Annotated in this window: 18 protein-coding genes; 3 read left to right on the forward strand and 15 right to left on the reverse strand. The window is 56.9% G+C overall.

Features of this window, described 5'->3' with window-relative positions; translation table 11 throughout:
• Window positions 1–29: 29 nt before the first annotated feature.
• The 7 genes from trmB to L991_RS11050 all read right to left on the reverse strand — a co-directional run bounded on the left by trmB (window position 30) and on the right by L991_RS11050 (window position 6245).
• A complete protein-coding gene (gene trmB / locus L991_RS11020; RefSeq protein ID WP_047395331.1) occupies window positions 30–701 on the reverse strand; it encodes a tRNA (guanosine(46)-N7)-methyltransferase TrmB in 672 nt (223 codons plus the stop codon).
• 267 nt (window positions 702–968) lie between these two features.
• Complete coding sequence (locus L991_RS11025) at window positions 969–1760, reverse strand: thiazole synthase (protein WP_028449532.1); 792 nt, start codon at window positions 1758–1760, stop codon at window positions 969–971.
• Between the two features lie 101 nt (window positions 1761–1861).
• Window positions 1862–2062, reverse strand: coding sequence for a sulfur carrier protein ThiS (gene thiS / locus L991_RS11030; protein ID WP_028449533.1), 201 nt, complete (start codon window positions 2060–2062; stop codon window positions 1862–1864).
• 134 nt (window positions 2063–2196) lie between these two features.
• Window positions 2197–4389 carry a bifunctional (p)ppGpp synthetase/guanosine-3',5'-bis(diphosphate) 3'-pyrophosphohydrolase gene (locus L991_RS11035; RefSeq protein WP_034619258.1) on the reverse strand — a complete coding sequence of 731 codons (2193 nt, stop codon included), beginning with the start codon at window positions 4387–4389 and terminating at the stop codon, window positions 2197–2199.
• Between the two features lie 6 nt (window positions 4390–4395).
• Window positions 4396–4602, reverse strand: coding sequence for a DNA-directed RNA polymerase subunit omega (gene rpoZ / locus L991_RS11040; RefSeq protein WP_028449535.1), 207 nt, complete (start codon window positions 4600–4602; stop codon window positions 4396–4398).
• Window positions 4603–4680: 78 nt separating this feature from the next.
• Window positions 4681–5295, reverse strand: coding sequence for a guanylate kinase (gene gmk, locus L991_RS11045; protein WP_028449536.1), 615 nt, complete (start codon window positions 5293–5295; stop codon window positions 4681–4683).
• Between the two features lie 83 nt (window positions 5296–5378).
• Window positions 5379–6245, reverse strand: coding sequence for a YicC/YloC family endoribonuclease (locus L991_RS11050; RefSeq protein WP_047395304.1), 867 nt, complete (start codon window positions 6243–6245; stop codon window positions 5379–5381).
• Window positions 6246–6330: 85 nt separating this feature from the next.
• Between L991_RS11050 and L991_RS11055 the strand changes: the two genes are divergently transcribed.
• Both L991_RS11055 and L991_RS11060 read left to right on the forward strand, forming a co-directional pair.
• A complete protein-coding gene (locus tag L991_RS11055) occupies window positions 6331–7299 on the forward strand; it encodes a serine/threonine-protein kinase (protein ID WP_028449538.1) in 969 nt (322 codons plus the stop codon).
• Entirely contained in the window at window positions 7296–8201 is a 906-nt protein-coding gene (locus tag L991_RS11060) for a PP2C family serine/threonine-protein phosphatase (RefSeq protein ID WP_028449539.1), read from the forward strand. The genes L991_RS11055 and L991_RS11060 overlap by 4 nt, the downstream gene beginning before the upstream one ends.
• A gap of 109 nt (window positions 8202–8310) precedes the next feature.
• Here the strand turns inward: L991_RS11060 and L991_RS11065 are convergent, their stop codons facing one another.
• The 8 genes from L991_RS11065 to L991_RS11100 all read right to left on the reverse strand — a co-directional run bounded on the left by L991_RS11065 (window position 8311) and on the right by L991_RS11100 (window position 19927).
• Window positions 8311–10551 (reverse strand): PhoX family phosphatase, encoded by a 2241-nt coding sequence (locus L991_RS11065; protein WP_047395307.1) that lies wholly within the window; start codon window positions 10549–10551, stop codon window positions 8311–8313.
• 131 nt (window positions 10552–10682) lie between these two features.
• The gene (locus L991_RS11070) at window positions 10683–11360 is read right to left on the reverse strand and encodes a hypothetical protein (RefSeq protein WP_156129054.1); all 678 of its coding nucleotides are present in this window, start codon (window positions 11358–11360) and stop codon (window positions 10683–10685) included.
• Window positions 11361–11426: 66 nt separating this feature from the next.
• Complete coding sequence (locus tag L991_RS11075; protein ID WP_197053870.1) at window positions 11427–12815, reverse strand: alkaline phosphatase; 1389 nt, start codon at window positions 12813–12815, stop codon at window positions 11427–11429.
• Window positions 12816–12851: 36 nt separating this feature from the next.
• Window positions 12852–14300 carry an alkaline phosphatase gene (locus L991_RS11080; RefSeq protein WP_047395316.1) on the reverse strand — a complete coding sequence of 483 codons (1449 nt, stop codon included), beginning with the start codon at window positions 14298–14300 and terminating at the stop codon, window positions 12852–12854.
• Window positions 14301–14422: 122 nt separating this feature from the next.
• On the reverse strand, window positions 14423–15481 hold the full coding sequence (gene mltG / locus L991_RS11085) for an endolytic transglycosylase MltG (RefSeq protein ID WP_231550541.1): 1059 nt from the start codon (window positions 15479–15481) through the stop codon (window positions 14423–14425).
• Between the two features lie 23 nt (window positions 15482–15504).
• A complete protein-coding gene (locus L991_RS11090) occupies window positions 15505–17466 on the reverse strand; it encodes an ATP-dependent DNA helicase (protein WP_047395319.1) in 1962 nt (653 codons plus the stop codon).
• Window positions 17467–17533: 67 nt separating this feature from the next.
• Window positions 17534–18367: a class III extradiol ring-cleavage dioxygenase gene (locus tag L991_RS11095; protein ID WP_047395322.1), complete on the reverse strand. Its 834-nt coding sequence runs from the start codon at window positions 18365–18367 to the stop codon at window positions 17534–17536.
• Window positions 18368–18532: 165 nt separating this feature from the next.
• Complete coding sequence (locus tag L991_RS11100; RefSeq protein WP_304413147.1) at window positions 18533–19927, reverse strand: PLP-dependent aminotransferase family protein; 1395 nt, start codon at window positions 19925–19927, stop codon at window positions 18533–18535.
• A gap of 147 nt (window positions 19928–20074) precedes the next feature.
• Between L991_RS11100 and ccoG the strand changes: the two genes are divergently transcribed.
• Entirely contained in the window at window positions 20075–21466 is a 1392-nt protein-coding gene (gene ccoG, locus L991_RS11105; protein ID WP_047395325.1) for a cytochrome c oxidase accessory protein CcoG, read from the forward strand.
• Window positions 21467–21477 lie beyond the last annotated feature (11 nt).

Consider the following 21477-nt stretch of genomic DNA (forward strand, 5'->3'; position numbering starts at 1 on the left):
TGCCGAGTGCAAAGCTACCGAATCCGCGCTTATTGCTTGATAAACACCAGATCCCACACGCCGTGGCCCAGCTTGATACCACGGTTTTCAAACTTGGTGAGCGGGCGGTAATCGGGACGCTCGGCGTAGCCGGTGTCGCTGGTTGCGGTGTTTTTCAGCGTTGGCTCATTGCTCAGCACTTCCAGCATCTGAATCGCGTAGTCTTCCCAATCGGTAGCCAGATGCACATAGCCGCCGGCCTGAATGCGTGAAACCAGCAGCTTCACGAATTCAGGCTGAATCAGGCGGCGCTTGTTGTGGCGTTTTTTATGCCATGGATCGGGAAAGAAAATATGCGCACCGGCCAAGCTACCGGCTGGCAGCATGTTTTCCAGCACTTCGACCGCATCATGTTGCACGATGCGGATATTGCGGATGGCTTGCTCGCCAATCAGTTTCAGCAAGCTGCCCACACCCGGGGTATGTACTTCCACGCCCAGGAAATCGGTATCTGCGCGATGAACAGCGATTTCGGCCGTGGCCTGCCCCATGCCAAAACCGATTTCCAGCACCCGTGGCGCCTGACGGCCAAAGGCCGCATCCAGATCCAGCGCCTCTGGGCGATAATCCAGACAAAACTCTGGGCCGAATTGCTCCAGCGCTTTGGCTTGCCCGGTCGACAAATGCCCTTGGCGCAGCACAAAGCTGCGAATACGGCGCATAAATTTGCCTTCGCCAGCGGCTTCATCCTGCGGGCTGGTTTGCGGGTCGAGTTGCTCGTCGTTCATGGGGATTCCTTGCCATGTAAAACGCCGCCCTTGAGCGACAAGTGGCGGCGGTTTGGTATTCAATGGCGGTATTTTAATGCGCGGCGGGCGATTCACCAAATTTTGCGGTACCGGCCCGCTCGATCCAGCCAAGCTTTACCGGGGTATTAATCCGCAGGCTATACTTTTCATGGCCTGGCAGGCAATACCCAAGGCGTTCACTTATTTACTGGCGGCAATCATCCCGGTGACCGGGCTAGATGGATCGGCACTATACAGCTTGCGTGGCACACGGCCGGCGAGGAAGGCGTCGCGCCCGGCCTGCACTGCCAACTTCATCGCCCGTGCCATCCGTACCGGGTCTTGCGCGCCAGCAATGGCGGTATTCATCAAAATGCCATCGCAGCCTAATTCCATCGCAATCGCGGCATCAGAGGCGGTGCCCACACCGGCATCCACCAGCACCGGCACCTTGGCGGCTTCGATAATCAGGCGCAGATTCCACGGATTCAAAATCCCCATTCCCGAGCCGATCAGCGAGGCCAGCGGCATAATCGCGCAGCAGCCGATTTGTTCCAGCTCTTTGGCGATGATCGGGTCATCCGAGGTATAGACCATCACATCAAACCCCTCTTTCACCAGCGTTTCTGCGGCTTTCAGGGTTTCGCGCACATTGGGGAACAACGTGTTGGGGTCACCCAGCACTTCCAGCTTTACCAGCCGGTGATCATCGAGCAATTCGCGCGCCAGCCGTAGGGTGCGCACCGCGTCTTCGGCGGTGTAGCAGCCGGCGGTATTGGGCAGATAGGTAAACTGGCTGGGCGGCAGATAATCCAGCAGCGAAGGCTGGCTGGCATCCTGACCGATATTCACGCGGCGAATCGCCACGGTGACGATTTCGGCGCCCGATTCATCCACAGCGGCGCGGGTTTCGGTGAAATCTTTGTATTTGCCGGTACCAACGATCAGGCGGGATTGATAGGTTTTGCCCGCAATTTGAAATGTATCACTCATGATTTACGCCCCTGCGTCTGGATCAAACTGTAGAGATTCACTGCCAGCCACAGGGTATAGCCCTGCAGCCTATTTATTACTTGGCCTCTAGCCAGATACCCTCAACCACCACCCACAGCCACCACCATTTCCAGCACATCGCCGTGCGCGAGCAAAGTGCTGGCATGCTGGCTTTTGGGCACGATATCGCCATTGCGCTCGAGCGCCACGCGTTTGCCAGTGAGCTCAAGGTGTTCGATCAAACCGGCAACGGTCAGACCATCGGGAAATTCGCGTTGTTGGCCATTCAGAGAAAGCTGCATGGGAAAGCCCGCTGTTGTTCTAGAAAACAGCGGCCATTCTAACATGCAGGTGGGATGCTGCCTTGATGCGGCTCAGATTGCGCGAGATTGCCGCGAGGAATCGCGGCGCCCAGCCGGCGGGCACGCCAAGAGATTTAGTTGCGCACGCGCTGCAGGCGATAAACAGTCGGCAAGGCGCGTAAACGCTTGAGCACTTTGGCCAAGTGAATGCGGTTATTCACTTGCAGGGTAAATTGCACGCTCAGATAGCGCTCATGCGACTCCACTGCGTCGCCCATGGTGACGGCAGCGATATTAGCTTCGGCCTCGGCCACTGCCGCAGCCAGCGCCGCTAGCGTGCCGCGCTCGTTTTCAGCCAGCACTTTCACCGGCACATCAAACACCCGCGCCACTTCCGGGTCCCATTCCACATCGATGAGCTTATCGGCGTCGATGCGGCCCTTGGCCACTTGCGGACAATCATGGGTATGCACCACCAGCCCGTGATCTTTCTTCACAAAGCCCAGAATCGGGTCGCCCGGGATCGGATTACAACAGCGGGCAAACTGAATCGCCATACCTTCGGTGCCACGAATCGTCACCGCCATCGGTTTTTTGCCCTGGCGCAGATCATCACTCCATGAGCCCGCGAGCTGCAGCAACCGTTTGGCAACGACTACGGCCAGTTTTTGCCCCAAACCGACATCAGCCAGCACCGCTTCCCGCGATTTCTCGCCACTTTCGCGCAGGTATTTCTCCCACACTTCGTCGCTCACCTGCAGCGGCTGATGCAGCGCCGAGAAGGCCTGGCTGAGCAAACGCTCGCCCAGATGCATGGACTCATCAAAGCGCATGGTTTTCAGGAAATGGCGAATTTGCGAGCGGGCCTTGCCAGTGGTGACAAACGATAGCCAGCTCGGGTTGGGCTTGGCATGCGCGGCCATCACGATTTCCACGTGATCGCCGTTTTTTAGTTTGGTACGCAGCGGTACCAGCTCATGATTCACCTTCGCGGCGATACAGCCATGGCCAACATCGGTGTGTACGGCATAGGCAAAATCCACACACGTCGCGCCATTGGGCAGGCTAAGGATCTTGCCTTTCGGCGTAAACACATACACCTGATCGGGGAAGAGATCGACCTTCAGATGCTCCAGAAACTCGACCGCGTCGCCCGAATCCACCTGTAGCTCCAGCAGCGATTGCAGCCATTGATGCGTGCGTTGCTGTACATCCGAGAAGCTCTCATCGCCGCTCTTATACATCCAGTGGCTGGCCACGCCGGCATCGGCGATGCGGTGCATTTCGGGGGTGCGAATCTGCACTTCAATCGGAGTGCCATAGGGGCCGAACAGCGTGGTGTGCAGGCTTTGGTAGCCATTGCTCTTGGCAATGGCAATGTAGTCTTTAAATTTACCCGGAATCGGCTTAAACAGCGCATGCAAGGCGCCCAGCGCCAGATAGCAGTGCGCGTGATCTTTCACGATCACCCGAAAGGCATAAATATCCAGCACCTCGGAAAAACTAAGGTGTTTTTCCACCATTTTGCGGTAGATGGAAAACAGGTTTTTCTCGCGGCCAGACACCTGCGCCTCGATCTGCTGGGCGGCTAGCTTGGCATTGATGGCATCGAGGATTTTCTGCACCACTTCGCGGCGATTGCCACGGGCGGCTTTCAGCGCTTTGGACAATACATGATGCCGGCGCGGATGCAGGTATTTGAATGCCAGATCATCCAGCTCTTGGTAGATGGCATTAAGCCCGATCCGGTTGGCGATCGGGGCATAAATTTCCATGGTTTCGCGGGCGATGCGCTTTTGCTTATCGACCCGCATTGCATCCATGGTGCGCATATTGTGCAAACGATCGGCCAGCTTGATCAGCATGACGCGCAAATCGCGCGCCATGGCCAGCAGCATTTTGCGGAAGTTTTCCGCCTGCGCCTCTTCTTTGCTCTGAAATTCCAGCTTGTCGATTTTGCTCATGCCATCGACGAGCTCAGCCACCGCTTTGCCAAACTTCTCGGTCAGCTCCAGCTTGGTCACGCCGGAATCTTCCATCACATCGTGCAAAAGTGCACCGGCCAGCGCCTGCGCATCCAGCTTCCATTGCGTGAGAATGCCGGCAACAGCCAGCGGATGGGAGATATAAGGCTCACCCGAGCGGCGCATCTGACCGCGGTGAGCATCTTCTGCAAACAAAAAAGCCGCCCGTAACATCTGGCGGTCTTCTGGTTTGAGATAGGCCGTTTGCTCAGCGAGAAAACGGTTGGCTTGCTCGATTACCTCCGGCGCGGTGGCCAGCGCAGGGACATCTTCAACGACGAGGGGAACCGAGCTTGCCGACATACTGCATTAACCGCGACGGTTCAGGACTTCAACCCCAACCAGGCCCGCTGCCATTTCGCGCAATGCCATCACGGTCGGCTTATCGCGGCCATTGTTTTCAACTTGCGGGCTAGAGCCATTTTCCAGCTGGCGGGCGCGGTAGGCGGCAGCCAGAGTCAGGTCAAATCGGTTTGGGATACGATCCAGACAATCTTCAACCGTAATACGGGCCATAATCTTTTACTCTCCGAAAAATGCTTGGACGGCCGCCAATAGCGGCGAAACCGTGCATTATACCAGCTTGCGCCGGAATTAACCTTTTAAGCTTGAAATCAAGCCTGTATGGCGCGCCGACTGGCGAGCAAGCGTCAGGCGCTGCGCCCGCACCACCGCCACGATATCGCGTACGGCATCATCGATATGCTCATTCACGATCACATAATCAAACTCATCGACGTGGCCACATTCTTCTTTGGCCACGGCCATACGCTTGGCGATCACTTCATCGCTGTCTTTACCGCGATTGCGCAGGCGGTTTTCCAGTGTTTCAAGTGAAGGCGGCAGCACGAAAATGCCAATGGCCTCAGGGAACAAGCGACGCACCTGCTGTGCGCCTTGCCAATCGATTTCCAGCAGAATATCGCGGCCATTGTTGATCACTTCATTGATCCACACTTGCGAAGTGCCGTAATAATTACCGTATACCTCAGCGTGCTCGAGTAATTCGCCGGCATGGATCATGCGCTCGAATTCGCTGCGTTCGACAAAGTGGTAATCCTTGCCATCCACTTCACCGGCCCGCGGCTGGCGAGTGGTGTATGAAACCGACAGTTGCACATTGGCATCGGCCGCCAGCAGCGCTGCGACCAGCGTGGTTTTGCCAGCGCCACTGGGGGCGGTCACCACAAACAGATTTCCTTTGGCCATGGTTGGCTCCTGTGTTTCGAGTTGTCAGCCAGTATAAGTGAACTCGCGCCCGCACGAAAACAAGCGCGAGATTCTGGCGCTGATTATTCGATATTCTGAATTTGCTCGCGCATCTGCTCGATCAGCACTTTGAGTGTCATCGCGACTTTGGTGGTATCGGTCGAAACCGATTTAGACCCAAAAGTATTGGCTTCGCGATTTAGCTCCTGCATCAGAAAATCCAGCCGCTTACCTGCATGGCCGCCTTGCTGCACAATGCGGCGCAACTCGGCCAAGTGAGTATGCAGGCGATCGACTTCTTCCTGTACATCGACTTTTTGCGCAAACAGCACCAGCTCTTGGCGCACGCGTTCATCGTCGGCGCTTCCCAGAGCTTCTTGCAGGCGCTGCTTGAGTTTGTTTTCGTATTCATCAATGATCTGCGGCAGGCGCGGCGCAATTTGCGCCAGTACGCTGCTCATTTCGTCGGCGCGCGCCAGCAAAATCGCGCCTAGTTTCTCGCCCTCACGCCCGCGCGCGGCCACAAATTCATCCAGCGCTTCATCCAAGAGCTGCATCGCCGTAGCGTGCAGTACTTCTGCCGGCAGCGCATCCGACTCAATCACCCCGGGCCAGCGCAAGATTTCGCCCATGCGCAAATCACCCGCCCCCAGTTGATGCTCTTTCACTTGATCGGCCAAGCGCAGTAGCTCGGCCACCAGAGCGTTGTTAAGGCGCAACTGGCTAGCAGCCCCCTCACGGGCATTAAATGCCACCCGACATTCGAGCTTGCCGCGATTAAGCCGGCCACTGAGTTTTTCGCGAATCGCCCCTTCCAGTGCGCGAAATTCCTCTGGCAAACGCAGACTTAGATCGAGAAAACGATGATTGACGGCACGCAGCTCAACCGACAAAACCCCATGAGACAACTCGCGCTGGCTACTGGCGTAGCCGGTCATGCTGAGAATCATAAATTTCCTTTGTAAGAACCCGCTTTACAATTAGCGGGTGGCGACACACAATTTAGAGATACTGCAATTATACCGAAAGCCAAGCATGGCCACCCCAAGCAATCAACCGCTCGCGCGCGGCTACCAGCTGCAAAATTACACCATCGCCAAGCTACTCTCTGCTGGCGGTTTCAGTATTGTGTATCTGGCCCACGATGAGAACGATTATCCGGTCGCCATCAAGGAATACCTGCCCAATTCGCTCGCCCTGCGCAAAGAGGGCGTGGCCGTGCAGGCCACCAGCGAAGAAAATATCGCCCTGTTTCGCCATGGCCTGAAATGCTTCTTTGAAGAAGGCAAAACACTGGCCCGCATTCAGCACCCGAATATTGTCCGCGTGCTGAATTTCTTTCGCGCCAATGAAACCGTGTACATGGTGATGGATTACGAGCGCGGCCGCACGCTGCAAAAGGAAATCCAGCTCAACCACGACCGCGAAGGCGTCGATGAAAAACTGATTCGCAGCGTGTTTTACAACCTGCTCAACGGTTTGCGTGAAGTACACCTGCATAAATTACTGCATCTGGATATCAAGCCGGCCAATATCTATATCCGCAAAGATGGCTCCCCGGTGCTACTGGATTTTGGCTCAGCCCGGCAAACCTTAACCACCGAGCATGCCCGGCTCACCCCGATGTACACCCCGGGCTTTGCCGCGCCCGAGCAATACCGGCGCAAAGATCAATTGGGCCCCTGGACCGATATTTACGGGATTGGCGCCTCGATGTATGCCTGCATTGCCGGCACGGCGCCGCAGCCCTCAGATGCACGCGAAAAAGAAGACAAAGTCCAACGCCTAGATACACTCTACGGCGATCGCTATTCGCCCGAGCTGCTGGATTTAATCCATCAATGTATCGCAGTTGACCCGACGGTGCGGCCGCAAAGCGTGCCGCAAATCCAGAAAGCCTTGCTCGAAGCCGGCTCGCCGCCGCGCAAGAAAAACAATCTGGTGAACTCGATCAAACGCAAATGGGCCGAAATGACTCGCCCGAAACGCAAAGGTGAGGAATGAAATTCACGGTTTTTCAGGATAGCCGCAAAGGCGGGCGTGAATACAATCAAGACCGCGTGGGCTACTCCTACAGTCGCGATGCCTTGCTGCTGGTGGTGGCCGATGGCATGGGCGGGCATTTGCACGGCGAAGTCGCCGCCCAGATTACCGTCGAGCTGCTCACAGATCAGTTTCAGAAAAAAGCCACACCAGTTATTGCTAACCCGGTGCAATTTCTGACCGAGGCACTGCTTAACTGCCACGAAGCGATCTACAACTACGCGATTTCACAGCATTTACTGGAAATCCCCCGCACCACGGTGGTGGCCTGCATCGTGCAGGATGAAACCGCATTTTGGGCTCATGTGGGCGATTCACGGCTGTATCTGATTCGCGATGGCTTTACCATCGCGCAGACGCGCGACCATTCTAAAGTGCAAAAGCTCGTCGAAAACGGGGTGATCTCCGCCGAACAAGCCTTGCATCACGCAGAAAAAAACAAAATCTACAACTGCCTGGGCGGCACTCTGATGCCGGAAATCGAGGTCGGCGGCCGCATGACGCTGTTTGCCGGTGACTGCATTATGCTGTGTACCGATGGGCTGTGGGGCTCGCTGGCCGAAGATGAAATCACCCACTTCCTCAGCTCCTTCCCCGTCATGTTTGCCTTGCCGCAATTACTGGATAAGGCCGAACTACGCGGCGGAAAGTTTGGCGACAATCTCACCGCACTGGGCATCAACTGGCATGAAGCCGACCGCGAAGAAGATAGCGCCTTTGTCTCGACGGTGAAGCTGGATGAAAACACCGTCAGCACGCACATCGATACCCTCGGTAAAGACAAGATCCCCGATATCAGCGACGAAGACATCGAAAAAGCCATCGCCGAGATTCAGGCCGCGATCAACAAATACTCCAAATAGATACGCCACCTAGGTATAGCGCCAGAAGCATTAGTTCAAAATACTTTCCGACATATACCCAATAAAAAACCCGCCTTCCGGCGGGTTTTTTATTGCTGCATGTAATGCATTAGGTACCGATACGGCCACCGTCATCTTTGGTGATCACGATGGTGGCTGAACGCGGACGTTTACCCGCGCCGTAGCCGGCATTGCTTGGCCATTGGCTGGTGTATTTAGTTGGGTCTGCCACGTCAGCCATTTTGGTGCCTTCACCTGGGTGCTGAATATTAATAAACAGCGCCTTGCCATCCGGGGTTTCGCACAGGCCGGTGATTTCACAATCTTTCGGGCCAACCAGGAAGCGTTTCAGCGTATCGGCAGTAGGTGCTGCGCCAACTTGGGTTACCACATCCAGCTTGCTGCCATCGGTTTTGGTGTAGCTCAGCGTTTTGCTCGCGCCATCGCCCTGTTTACCTGGAATCGCGGCCAGCATCATGCAGTTGGTCACATCGGTGTACGAGCCGTCATCGGTTTGAATCCAGCAAATACCTGTGCTCTGGCTAAAGGCCAGGCCGTCCGGCGACGACATATCCTGGTCATCGGTCAGATTCGACAGGTTAACCGTGCCTTTATCCATATCGGCTTCAGCGGCGAACAGATACACATCCCACTTAAAGCTGGTCACGGTTGCGCCTTCTTTGGTGCGCAGGATGTGACCATTCGGGTTACCTTTGCTCTTAATGCCATCAGCATCAGCATAAACACGTGGGTTGGCGCTGTCTGGCACCAGTTTCGGGCTCGCGGCCGCGTTGATATCGCGGTTGCTGTTGTTAGTCAGGGTTTGATAGTAATCACCGGTGACTGGGTGCACACCACCCCACTCTGGACGGTCCATCTTCGTCGCGCCAACCGCATCACCAGCCAGACGGGCGTTGATGCAGATGTCCGCTTGGTCGGCAAAGGTGTAGCCAGCGTAGTTTTTGATCAGCGGGTTGTTCAGCGACAGCTCGATCCACTCACCGCTGCCATCGGCATTGAACTTGGCCACATACAGCGTACCTTCATCGAGGTATTTGTCGCCGATGGCAATGCGATCGCTTGGGTTGGCATCCGCTGCCGACCACACGGCTTTAGACACAAACTTGTACATGTATTCATTGCGCGAATCATCGCCCAGATACACAGTCAGTGGCTTGCCGACAACGGGCAGACCAAACGCAGCACTCTCATGCGCAAAGCGACCCAAAGCGGTACGTTTTTTCAGTGCTTTGGATTTATCGTATGCATCCATCTCGATGATATAGCCTTGGCCATTCATCTCGTTGCGATAGTCATCAGAGCCGTCAGCCGAAGTACCGGTTTTGCTGATATTCCAGCGCGCATACTTGTCGTCTGGACCAGCGGTTTCCCAACCGTGACGTGAAGCCGAACCGGCGTTACGGCCGTACCGTTTCAGTGCAACAACGCTCTTGTCACCACGATTGGTGTCATCCGCGCTGACGCGATAGAAATAACCTGCCCAGTTTTCTTCGCCAGACAGATAAGTGCCCCATGGCGATTTACCGCAACCGCAGTTATTGATCGTACCGCGGGTTTTGGTGCCGGTTGGCGAGAACTTGGTTTTCAACAGCGCGTGGCCACGAGCTGGGCCAGCGATTTCAACTTCGGTCAGCGGCGTCACACGGCGGTTAAAGCTAGAGCCCTGTACAGTCGCCCATTTACGGTTGGTCGCTTTGATTTCAACGACCGACAGGCCGTGGATATCGACTTCTTTATCTACTTCTGCCGCTGGACGTGGCAGGGCTTTGGTGCCGCCATTAGCATGGATAAAGAAAGAAGAAACTTCATCAGTGGTGGCTTCATGGTTCATCGCCAACAGGCCGCGATCAGCGGCAGAGGCGGATGGTTTGCCAGCGGCATCCAGCCCGAACCATTCCATACCGTCGTGGTGATCACCCGCACGGTTATAGAAATCAGCATCAGTGCCGTCGTTTTTGAACGCGGTCGTCGCGGCAGTCAGCGGATCGCCCAGCGCATAGATCACTTGATAGCTGTAGCCCGGTGGCAGTGTTACCACATCCGCCAGTGATTTTGGCACGGCGGTGAAGCCCAGACGGGTTACGATCTGATTTGGCGCAGCCGTAGGTACAGGCGTTGCAGTTGGGGCAGGTGTCGCTCCTGGCACTACATCGCCGCCCGATGAACAGCCAGTCAGGCCCAGGCTCATCCCGCCCAGCACGGCGGCCGCAGAGGCGCCCATACCCAGGAAGCTGCGACGATTCAGCAAGCGCTGTTCGAGTACCGAATCAAACGTCGGGTTGGCAGAGGTGTTGGAATTTTCGTCATTGAAATGATTAGACTTGGACATCGCTCTTACCCTGAAGGGTGGTCAGAAAAAGCGACACTGTAATCAGCAAATATGACAGGAAAATACCAATCAGATGACAGTTTTATGAGAAGCCGACCCGTGTCAGCCTGATGAAATAAATGGGTATAGCTTCAATCCAGAAGATCCTCATAGGCTACGGCCCGATACCCAGCCAGGGTACGCCAGGGCATCGTGGCCGGCATCGGCCGTCGCTCGATGCTAATCCGGTTGAACGACAAGCCATCCAAGCTGCCCGTTTCAATCTGCCGTGGTAGCTGCCAAGCCTGATCCCACAGCACGCGGGTGTACAGTTTATCGCCGCTGCGCTCATACCATTGGCAGCCAGCTGGCGCAGGTTTATTCAGCACCCGCATCTGCTGCAAAGCCGAGCGATCGAGCAAATAAGCCGCATGCTCCCATGAGCCATCAAAACCCAGCCCGGCAAACTCTTCGGTCCGTGGGGTGATGATGGTTTTGGTTTCCTGACGCACAAACTTTAGCTGCGCTTTTTGCTGTGCATCGAGCGCAATCCATTTGGCCGCCAACACAAAATTGGTGTCGTGTTTGTGCTGATGATCCCCCGCCTGATGCACATGCGGTGGGGTGCCGGCCGGCAGGAGCCGCACCGTCCAGACATTACGCCCATCTCGGATGAGGCGCTCTTGAAAGCGGGTTTGTTTTTCCACCCCTTCGCTACTGAGCACTTTACTTTCAAAGGTCATGATCGCGGAGAGTGGCTGCGGCTGGCTGGCAGCGCTGGCGAGGGCGGGCAGCAGTGCCAACCCGATAATTGCACGAATAATAGACATAAACTCAATCATTAAACTCACCCTGCCGCAACGCGGCAGGGCCTGGTTCACTCCACAAGCAGGCGCTTAGAAACCGTAAGCCGACTTCAGCAAGCTAAAGACCTTGGTGTTGTCGATGGTCCCTTTAAAGGTTTTGGAGGCCCCCCCCGCCCCGGTGGCAAACAGCATCACATCGCCACCACCGTGGGTTTCGCTGCCCAGGCGCACCCCGGTTTCCTGCTGATAATCATCGTGCAACACCTGGCTTTTATCTGCATCGCCTTCCAGCAAATTGCTGCGTACCGGTTTGCGATTGGGCCCGTTACCAAACACCAAGGTGGTGTAGTTGTTGCCGTTCACGTCTTTGGATTCAGCGCCGGTTTTGTAGTCTTTCACCGTGCCAAGGATATTGCTGCCCCGCTTGCCATAACCATTGATGGTCATGGTGTGATCATGGTCGGCGGTGACCACGATCAGGGTGTTTTTCAGGCCTGGATCGCGTTTTTGCATTTCATCCAGCGCCGCTTTGATCGCATCATCAAAGGCAATCGTGTCATCCAGTACTTTTTTGGCATTGGTGCCGTGCAGGGCATGGTCAATCCGGCCGCCTTCCACCATCAGGAAAAAGCCTTCGGGTTTCTTGGCCAGGACCTCAATCGCTTTCAAGGTCATGTCTTTCAGGCTTGGCTCATTCAGCTTGCCTTTCACCCGGTCTAGCTCGTATGAGAGATGGCTTTTATTAAACAGCCCCAGCAATTTGCTGGTGTTTTTGCCGTCTACCGCCGCCAGTTGGCTGCCGCTGGCGGCGTAGGTGTAGCCTTTGGCTTGCAACTCGGCAATCAGATCACGGCCATCCGTGCGTACACCTGAGGCACCGGTTGGGCGGAAGAATTGCCAGCCGCCACCCATCAAGACATCCAGCCCATCGCCCAACTTACTGTTGTATCCCAGCCCACCCACCGCGGCCTGCGCGGCAATTGCGTTTTCAGCATCACGGTGGCAAATGTGCGCATAAGTGGCAGCGGGGGTGGCATGGGTAACCGTCGTCGTGGTGACGGCGCCCACGGCTTTGCCCTTGGCTTTGGCAAGCTCCAGAATGGTGTCCACCGGTTTGCCATTATTGGCCGCGCAGGCCGAATCCTTGCCATTGGGCTTGGTTGGCTTGGTATCCGGGCTCATTGAGATGACTTCATTATTCATCTTCACGCCAGTCATATAGGCAGACATCGACGGCGCCGAATCGGTGGTTTGCGCATCATTCGAGAAGGTTTTCACCCGGGCCGTGCGGGTTTTACCATCGAGCTTTTCCATATTCAGCTCGCCTTCTTCTTTGTATTTGTAGATGCGCGCCGCGGTGACGGTGGCCGGGCCCATGCCATCACCCAGGAAGAAAATCACGTTTTTCGCTTCGCCGGCAGCCAGCGACGGTTGCGCAAAGGCAGAAACAAACAAGGCTGCAAGTAAGGTCTTTTTCATCATCATTCCAGAATAAGTTCGGTTGCGCTGCATCACTTACAGGCCCATGGCGCTGCGAATCAGCGAGAAGACTTTGGTGTTGTCGATCACGCCGGCAAATGAATCGGCGTTTTTACCGATCGCGCCCAGAAAGACGTTATTACCACCATGCGTCTCTGCCCCTACCGCGGTTTGAATCACTGCTTCCTGGTGATAGCTATTGGCAAACACCGCCTCATCGGTCAGCGCGGCAAATTTGCTGCGGCTGTCATTCACGCGGTTTTCACCGGTACCAAACCCGATAATGGTGTACGGCATCCCATCGTCGTCTTTGGCGAGGCTGCCATCGCTGTAATTACGCACCAACCCCAGCACCCCAGGGTTGCCCGCGGCAGATTTACCGGTCCGTGCGGCATAGCCATTCAGCACCAGCGTGTGATCATGGTCGGCGGTAACGACGATCAGGGTGTTTTTGAGTTCCGGATCGGTTTTCTTCACTTCGGCGATCGCGGCTTTAATCGCGTTATCAAAGGCCACGGTGTCTTGCAGCGCTTTCTTGGCCGTGGTTTCGTGCAGCGCATGGTCAATGCGGCCACCTTCCACCATCAGGAACATGCCTTTGCTATTCTTTTGCAGACCCTGAATGGCTTTCACCGTCATGTCGGCCAGGCTTGGCTCTTTGGCAGGGTCGCGATCCAGGTCGTAGCTCATATGGCTTGAGCTAAACAGACCAAACATTTTCTTGGCCGTTTTTGGGTCCAGCTGATCGAACTCGGCTTTGTTACTGGCAATGCTATAGGCATTCGCCTTCATTTCGGCGATCAGATCGCGGCCATCGGCGCGTTTGCCCCCCGCGGCGGTGGGCTTGAAGAATTGGCTACCGCCCCCAAACACCACATCCACGCCATCGAGTAATTGCCGATTAAAACCGCTCTTGTCATCGCCAGGCACCAATTGGGCGGCAATGTCGTTTTCCGCATCGCGGTGGCAAACGTGGGCATAAGTGGCTGCTGGCGTCGCGTGGGTAATACGGGTGGTAGTCACCACGCCGGTGGCCAGGCCCGCGGCTTTGGCGATTTCCAGCAAAGTGGTCACCGGCTTGCCATTGCTACTGCCGCAATTGCTGGTCAGGTCTTTATTCGGGTCTTTGGCCAGCGTGTCTTGCGACATGGAAATCACTTCGTTATTCATCTTCACGCCGGTCATATACGCCGCCATTGACGGCGCCGAATCGGTGACTTGCGCATCATTGGAGAAGGTTTTAACGAAGGCGGTTTCGGGCAGGGTATCGATGGTGAGCTCACCGTCTTCGCCCACGGCGTAGATCCGCGCCGCAGTCAGGGTAGTCATCCCCATCCCGTCGCCGAGGAAGAAGATCACATTTTTCGGTGTGCTGGCCTGCGCAACCGGCGTGGCGCTTGGCGTAGGGGCAGGATTGGTGACGGAGGAACCGCCACATGCGGACAAACCGAGCGCAATGGCGCTCACCATTAATAGTTGTTTCATAAGGCTCTCCCAAAGGTACGCACAGCTTAGGCGAGAGACACTTACAAATTGGCGACAGGCAGGTGACCGTTTGGTGACCCGCTTGATCTAGATCAGACGCAGCGCAAACAGCGCTGATGGGCTTAGCGCAGGTATTTATTCACCGCCGCATTATGCTCATCAAGGGTATTTGAAAATTGGCTAGATCCATCGCCGCGTGCCACGAAATACAGGGCGGAGGTATCTGCAGGCTGGGTGGCGGCCAACAAAGCAGCCTCGCCCACCATGGCAATCGGTGTGGGGGTGAGGCCATTACGGGTATAGGTGTTATACGGGGTATCGGTGCGTAAATGCGCCTTGGTGATGTCCCCGGCAAAGCTCTCCCCCACGCCATAAATCACCGCCGGATCGGTTTGCAGACGCATGCCCAGCTTCAGCCGATTGATAAACACGCCGGCAATCAGCGGCCGATCGGCCGCGCGGCCGGTTTCTTTTTCCACCAGCGAGGCCAAGATCAAAGCTTCATAGGCATTTTTCAGCGGCAAATCGGGCTTGCGCGCCGCCCAGGCCGCTTCCAGCTTGCTTTGCAGGCGCTGATGCGCGCGTGCCAGCAGTTTTAAATCCGAGCTACCGGCCTCGATCTGGTAGGTATCGGGGAAAAACAGCCCTTCGGGCGAATCGGCCACAATCCCGAGGCGCGCCAGAATTTCGGCATCGCTCAGCTGGGCGATCTCATGCTTCAGATGCGGATTGGCCAGCAGGGTTTTCTTCACTTCCCGCCAGTTCCAGCCTTCCACCAGCGTTACCATCAGCTCATCGGTATCGCCCTTGCTCAGCTTGCGCAGCAACAGCCACGGCGATATATCCGCCATGATGCGATAGCGGCCGGCTTTTAATTGCGTATCTTTGCCGCTGGCGCGCGCCAGCCAGACAAATAGCGTGGGCGAATCCAGCGCCCCTTGTGCTTGTAATTGCTGCGCCAATTGCTGCACCGTACCCGGCTCCAGCTGCACATAGCCGCCTGCCGGCTTGGGCTGCGGCTCGGTGGCCCAGCTATACAGCCAGCCGCCCAAGAGCACGCCACAGACCAAGAACCCCAACAGCGCAAAGCCGGCCACACGGCCCCAGAAGGACGGCCGGCTAACCGGTTTGGCCCCTTTGGGCGCACGGGGTGACGGGGTGGCTTTAGCAGATCGGGCCACGGTGGTTCTCCAGCAGCGATGAGTTAGTTAGGCTCGGCCGCAGGGCCGGCGGTTTTTTGCGCTTGTTTAAGCGCGTAGAATTTTTGCACATTGGCCAGTTCGCGCGAGCGAAACATCGGCGGCAGGCTTTTCCAGATCAGCTTGCCGTAGTGTTTTTCAACCAGGCGCGTATCGGCAATCATCAAAATGCCGGTATCGCTTTCATCGCGAATCAGCCGCCCCGCACCCTGCTTAAGGGTAATGGTGGCATTGGGCAATTGATAATCCATAAACGGGCTACGGCCGGCCTTGGTAATTTGCTCCATCCGCGCCGACAGCACCGGATCATCCGGCGGCGAGAACGGCAACTTGTCGATCACCACCAAGGATAACTGCTCGCCGCGCACGTCGATCCCTTCCCAGAAGGTTTGGCTCGCCACCAAAATCGCATTGGGCGAACGGCGAAACTGCTCCAGCAGCTCGGTACGCGAGGTACTGCCTTGCAAAAACACCGGCCAATCCAGATTGGCGGCTTTCAATTTTTCCAGCACCAGCTCGTGCGCTTCGCGCATGGCTTTCAAACTGGTAAACAGCAAAAACGCATGCCCTTGAGTGAGCTGCAGCAAAGGCCAGGCTTTGTCGATTACGGCAGGGGTATAGCTCGGCGTATTCGGTGGCGGCATGTCTTGCGGCACATACAGTACCGCCTGCTGCTTGTAATCAAAGGGGCTATCCCAGGTGGCCGTTTCGGCTTTCCATAGCCCCAGCTCATGCTGAAAATGCGTAAATTGATTGTTCACCGCCAGCGTGGCCGAGGCAAACACCCAGGCGCGGGGATGAAAATTTACCTGCTTCTGGAATAAATCGGCGATGTTCAGCGGCGTAACATGCAGCATAAAGCCATGCGGGGTGACATCGATCCAGTGCACGGTTTCGGTTGAGTCTTCAGCTTGCCATTCGGTCAGCAAGCGCGCCATTTCGCTCGCGCGCTGATAGCATTTTTCCAGCCCTTCGGCCCGCTCGGCCTGCTTGGCCAACAGATCGGTCAGGGTATTGAGCGCCGCTTGCAGCGCCAAAAGCTGCGGGTAAAACTCTTTATTGGCTGCGGCGAGCTCATGTTGCGGCAAACGCAGCTGATCTTTAAAGGTGAGCCGCAGATCTTTCACGCTTTTTTCCAGCGCTTCGGCGGCATTGGGCAAATGGATAAAATCTTTGGCCACTACCAGCGCCTCGGCGCGGGCATCGCGGGCCAGCTCAACAATCTGGCCGCTGGTGAGTGTATCGCCAAAAAACAGGCTGGCGACTTCGGGCAGCTGATGGGCCTCGTCGAAAATCACGGTATTACAGGCGGGCAACAGCTCGCCTGCCCCTTCATCGCGCAGCCAGACATCGGCAAAAAACAGATGGTGATTCACCACCACCACATCGGCTTCTTGCGCCTCGCGGCGGGCTTTGAGCACAAAGCATTCTTTGTGGCTGGGGCAATCCTGGCCCAGACAATTATCGCGGGTGCTGGTGACATGCGCCCAGATCGGCGCGTCTTCCGGCACGCCCGGGCAACTGGCTTTATCGCCTGATTGCGTGGCTTTGGCGTAGCGTTTTACTTTTTGCAAATCCACCACATCTTCGCGGCGCATAAAGCGGCCTTCATGCTCGGCGCGCTCCAGATGATAGTGGCAAACGTAGTTCGAACGCCCCTTCAACAGCGCCACCGTCACCGGCACTTTCAACACATCGCGCACGCTCGGGATATCGCGGTTAAACAGCTGATCTTGCAGCGTTTTGGTGCCGGTCGAGACAATCGTTTTGCCGCCCGACAGTAGCGCGGGTACCAGATAGGCAAAGGTTTTGCCGGTGCCGGTGCCGGCCTCGGCAATCAGCTGGCCTTGGCTCTCAATGGCATTGGCCACCGCCTGCGCCATTTCCAGCTGGGGCTGGCGCAATTTATAGCCGGGAAAGGCGGCGGCAAACGGGCCGTCGTCGGCAAAGGCTTCCTCAAGCGTCATCAACAGGCTCTAACTATCAGACAAAAATCAGCACCCGATTGTAGCAGCCAGCCCAGCCAAAAACGCATTATTGCGCCATGGGTGGCAAATTAAACCCGATCACATCCATGCCTAGCACACCCAGCACCATACTCTGATGCAAAGGCTGCACCTGCGGCGCGGCCTGCTGCGTACCGGCCGCTGCGCGCGCGATCAGCAAGGGCAGAAAGTGCTCGATGCTCGGATGCGCCCGCCGCGCGTGGCGCAGCTGTTGCTCCCATTGCAGCCAGCCATCTTTACCCTGGGTATTGAGCGCAGCATAAGTATCCGCAATAAACTCAGCCGCATACTGCTCTAGGGTATACTCTGTCGAGCCCGCCGTAGCAGTTGGCGACATCCGGGCAAAGGCATCGCGCAAATTATGTGTAATGCTGCCGGATGTAACGAGCAACACATCCGGAGGTAGCAGCGCTGCCAGCTGCTCGCCCAACTGCCAATGGTGCAAATTATCGAGCGGAAATGCCAGCGAGACCGTCACCACCGGCACATCGGCCAGCGGGTAGATTAATTTGAGCGGCACCCACGCGCCGTGATCCAGCGCCGGATCATCGCTCACCGCCACCGGCATACCCGCCGCCGCCAAACCCTGCGCAATCTGCATGGCCAGCGCCGGCGCGCCTTGCGGCCGGTATTGCAGCTGATACAACTCGGGCGCAAAGCCGCTAAAGTCATGCCATTCCTGCCACTGCGCGGCGGTGCCCACCACCGTTTGCCGCGCGATATTGTGCGCCGAAATCAGCACAATTGCCCGCGGCCGCGGCAGGCGCGCGCCCAGCCCGGCCAGAAAATGCCGCGCCGGAATATCATCGATCACCGTCGACGGTGCGCCATGACTAATAAACAAACTGGAATGGGTAAACATGGTGTGCTGCCAAGGAAAATTGAATCAAGCCATGATACGGCGTTCGCAATTCGGCCGCGGCGAAGAGATTTGAAGCTCTTATGCAAAAGCTTTGAAGTGCGGCCCCGATGCTGACTGCCACCTAAGGTCGAGCACATCAGGCATGCTCACTGCTCTGCTCATCAATCAAGCGCCCCAAGGTTTGCATCGCCAGCTCAAACTCGGCGCCCCACTGGCCGCCAAAATTGAGCCGCATGCAGTGCTGAAACGGCGGCTGGCCGAGAAAATAGGCCCAGGGGCAATGCTGATACCGTGGGCAGCGGCCTGACGATGTAGTTGTAGCGTGTCAAAGCCGGCGGGGAACTCTAGCCAGACAAAATAGCCGCCTTGCGGGCGGGAGACACGCACGGCCGGCGGGAAATACCGGCGAATCGCGTCATTCATCAGCGCCAGCTGCCCTTCCAGTACATGCCGCAGTTTGCGCAGATGTTTGTCATAGGCCCCAGTTTGCAGATAATCGGCCAGCGCCGCCTGGGCAGGCACGCTGGCCGAGAGCGTGGTCATCAGCTTGAGCTGCTCCACTTGGCGAGCGAACCGGCCGGGCGCAATCCAGCCAATGCGGTAACCGGGGGCCAGGCATTTGGAAAAAGAGCCACAATGCAGCACCCAGCCAGCGCGATCAAACGCCTTGGCAGGCAAGGGCTGGCGCTGACCAAAATACAGCTCGCCATACACATCGTCTTCAATCAGCGGGATCTGCCGCGCGCTGAGCATCTGCACTAAGCGCTGCTTTTTCTCGTCGCTCAGGCTCACCCCCATCGGGTTTTGAAACGAGGTCATCAACCAGCAAGCCTTGATCGGGTGCGCGGCCAACAGCTCGGCCAGTACGTCCAGATCCAACCCTTCTTTTGGGCACACCGGAATTTCAATTGCTTTCAGCTTCAGCCGCTCAATCGCTTGCAGCGCGGCATAAAAGCCTGGCGACTCAATCGCCACCAGATCGCCCGGCTGGGTGAGTGCGGCCAGCGCCAGATTAAGCGCCTCGAGCGCCCCATTGGTAATGATGATCTGATCGGCGGGCTGGGCAATGCCCAAACCCAAATAGCGCAAGGCGATTTGCTGACGCAGGGGTAAATGCCCCGGCGGCAGGCTGGCCACGGTTTCCCAAGGATCGATAAAGCGAGCGCTACTGGCCAGCGATTTGGCCAGCCGCGGCAAAGGAAAATGCCGTGGCGATGGAAAGGCCGAGCCCAGCGGCACCACGGCCCGGTCTTGCGCCGCCCCCAGAATCGAAAATACCAGCTGACTGATATCCACTTCGGCCGGCGGCAAGGTAGTGGCGTGCGTTTGTGGCTCGGCCAGCGGGGCGCTGGCTTGGCCGCGCACAAAATAGCCCGAGCGCTCATGCGCGCGCACCAGCCCGCGATCTTCCAGCCGGTGATAGGCGGCAAAAATCGTCGCCGGGCTCACCTGATGCTGGGCGCGTAGCTTGCGCACCGAGGGCAAGCGCGTGCCGGGCGGCAAGGTGCCATTGCGAATATCGGCGGCCAACAGCTCGGCCAGGGCTTCGTAACGTTTCATCAGCATTTTCCACGGCAGGTGCAGTGCAGCCAACTGCACATCTGATACGCATTTTGCCGCAGTTTCTGATTCTGTTCTGGTTTTTTGCGCGCTTGCATACTGCGGCTATTTGCTTGCAGCCAGCCCTGCGCTGGCAGGATACGCCCAATGTCGACTTCATCTGTCCAGACCATTCATTTTCAACCGCGCAATAAAATCTACCCACGCTGGGTGCATGGGCGGTTTAACCGCTGGCGCATTGCCTGTGTGCTGCTCACCCAGCTGTTTTTTTATGGTGTGCCGTGGCTGCAGATCAATGAGCGCCCCGCCATGCTGTTCGATCTGGCGCACAGCAAGTTTTATGTATTTGGCCTGGTGCTGTTGCCGCAAGATTTTGTTTATCTGATGGCGCTGTTGCTGGTGTCGGCCTTTGGGTTATTTGTCTGGACCGCGATTGGCGGGCGCTTATGGTGTGGCTACGCCTGCCCGCAAACGGTCTATACGCAGCTGTTTTTGTGGCTTGAACACCTAAGCGAAGGGGATCGCTCAGCACGAATCAAGCTGGATCGGGCGCCGTGGGGCCTTGCCAAACTCGCGCGCAAAGGCCTGAAACATAGCCTCTGGCTGGCGCTCTCGCTCTGGACGGGGATTACTTTCGTGGCCTATTTCACCCCGCTAAGCGAGCTGTTGCCGGGGCTGGCTAGCTTCAGCCTGGGGCCGTGGGATAGTTTCTGGATTGGCCTGTACGCCCTAGCCACCTATGGCAATGCCGGCTGGCTGCGCGAGCAAGTGTGCCAGCATATGTGCCCGTATTCGCGCTTTCAGAGCGCGATGTTTGATGACAACACCCTGATCATCAGTTACGACGCCGCCCGGGGCGAGCCGCGTGGCCCGCGCGCGATTGGTCAAGACCCCAAGCTACTGGGCTTGGGCGAATGTGTATCGTGTACCTTGTGTGTGCAGGTGTGCCCGACCGGAATCGATATTCGCGAAGGGCTGCAATACGAGTGCATTGCCTGTACCGCCTGTATTGATGCTTGCGATCAGGTGATGGATCAGGTGGGGTATCCGCGTGGTTTGATTCGCTATACCACCGCCAATGAACTGGCGCAGCAGCCGCAGCGACTGAGCGGCTGGCAACAGCTGCGGCGCCCACATGTGGCGCTCTTTAGTGTGGCGCTGCTGCTGGTGCTGGGTTTGAGCGCTTATACGCTCAGTACGCGTCAGCCGCTGAAGGCGAATCTGGTGCGCGAGCGCAATACGCTGGCGCGCGAATTAGCCGATGGCAGCACTGAAAACCTGTACCGGCTGCAATTACAAAACACCGCCGAACAAAACCGCCGCTATCAGCTGCGGGTTACCGGCCTGCCGGGGCTGCACGCCGAAATTGATCAGGCCCAGACGTTGGAGCTCGCCGGCACCGAGAGCCGCGAATTTGTGGTGCGCGTAAAGACGGCCACGCCACCCGGCCCGGGCGCACACCCGGTGCTGTTTCAGCTGACCGCCGCGGATGATCCGGCGGTGCACATCAGCGAAAGCGCCACTTTCTTCGGCCGCTAGGCAAAAAAAAA

Source organism: Chitinibacter sp. ZOR0017 (assembly GCF_000799095.1).
Taxonomy (GTDB): Bacteria; Pseudomonadota; Gammaproteobacteria; order Burkholderiales; family Chitinibacteraceae; genus Chitinibacter; species Chitinibacter tainanensis.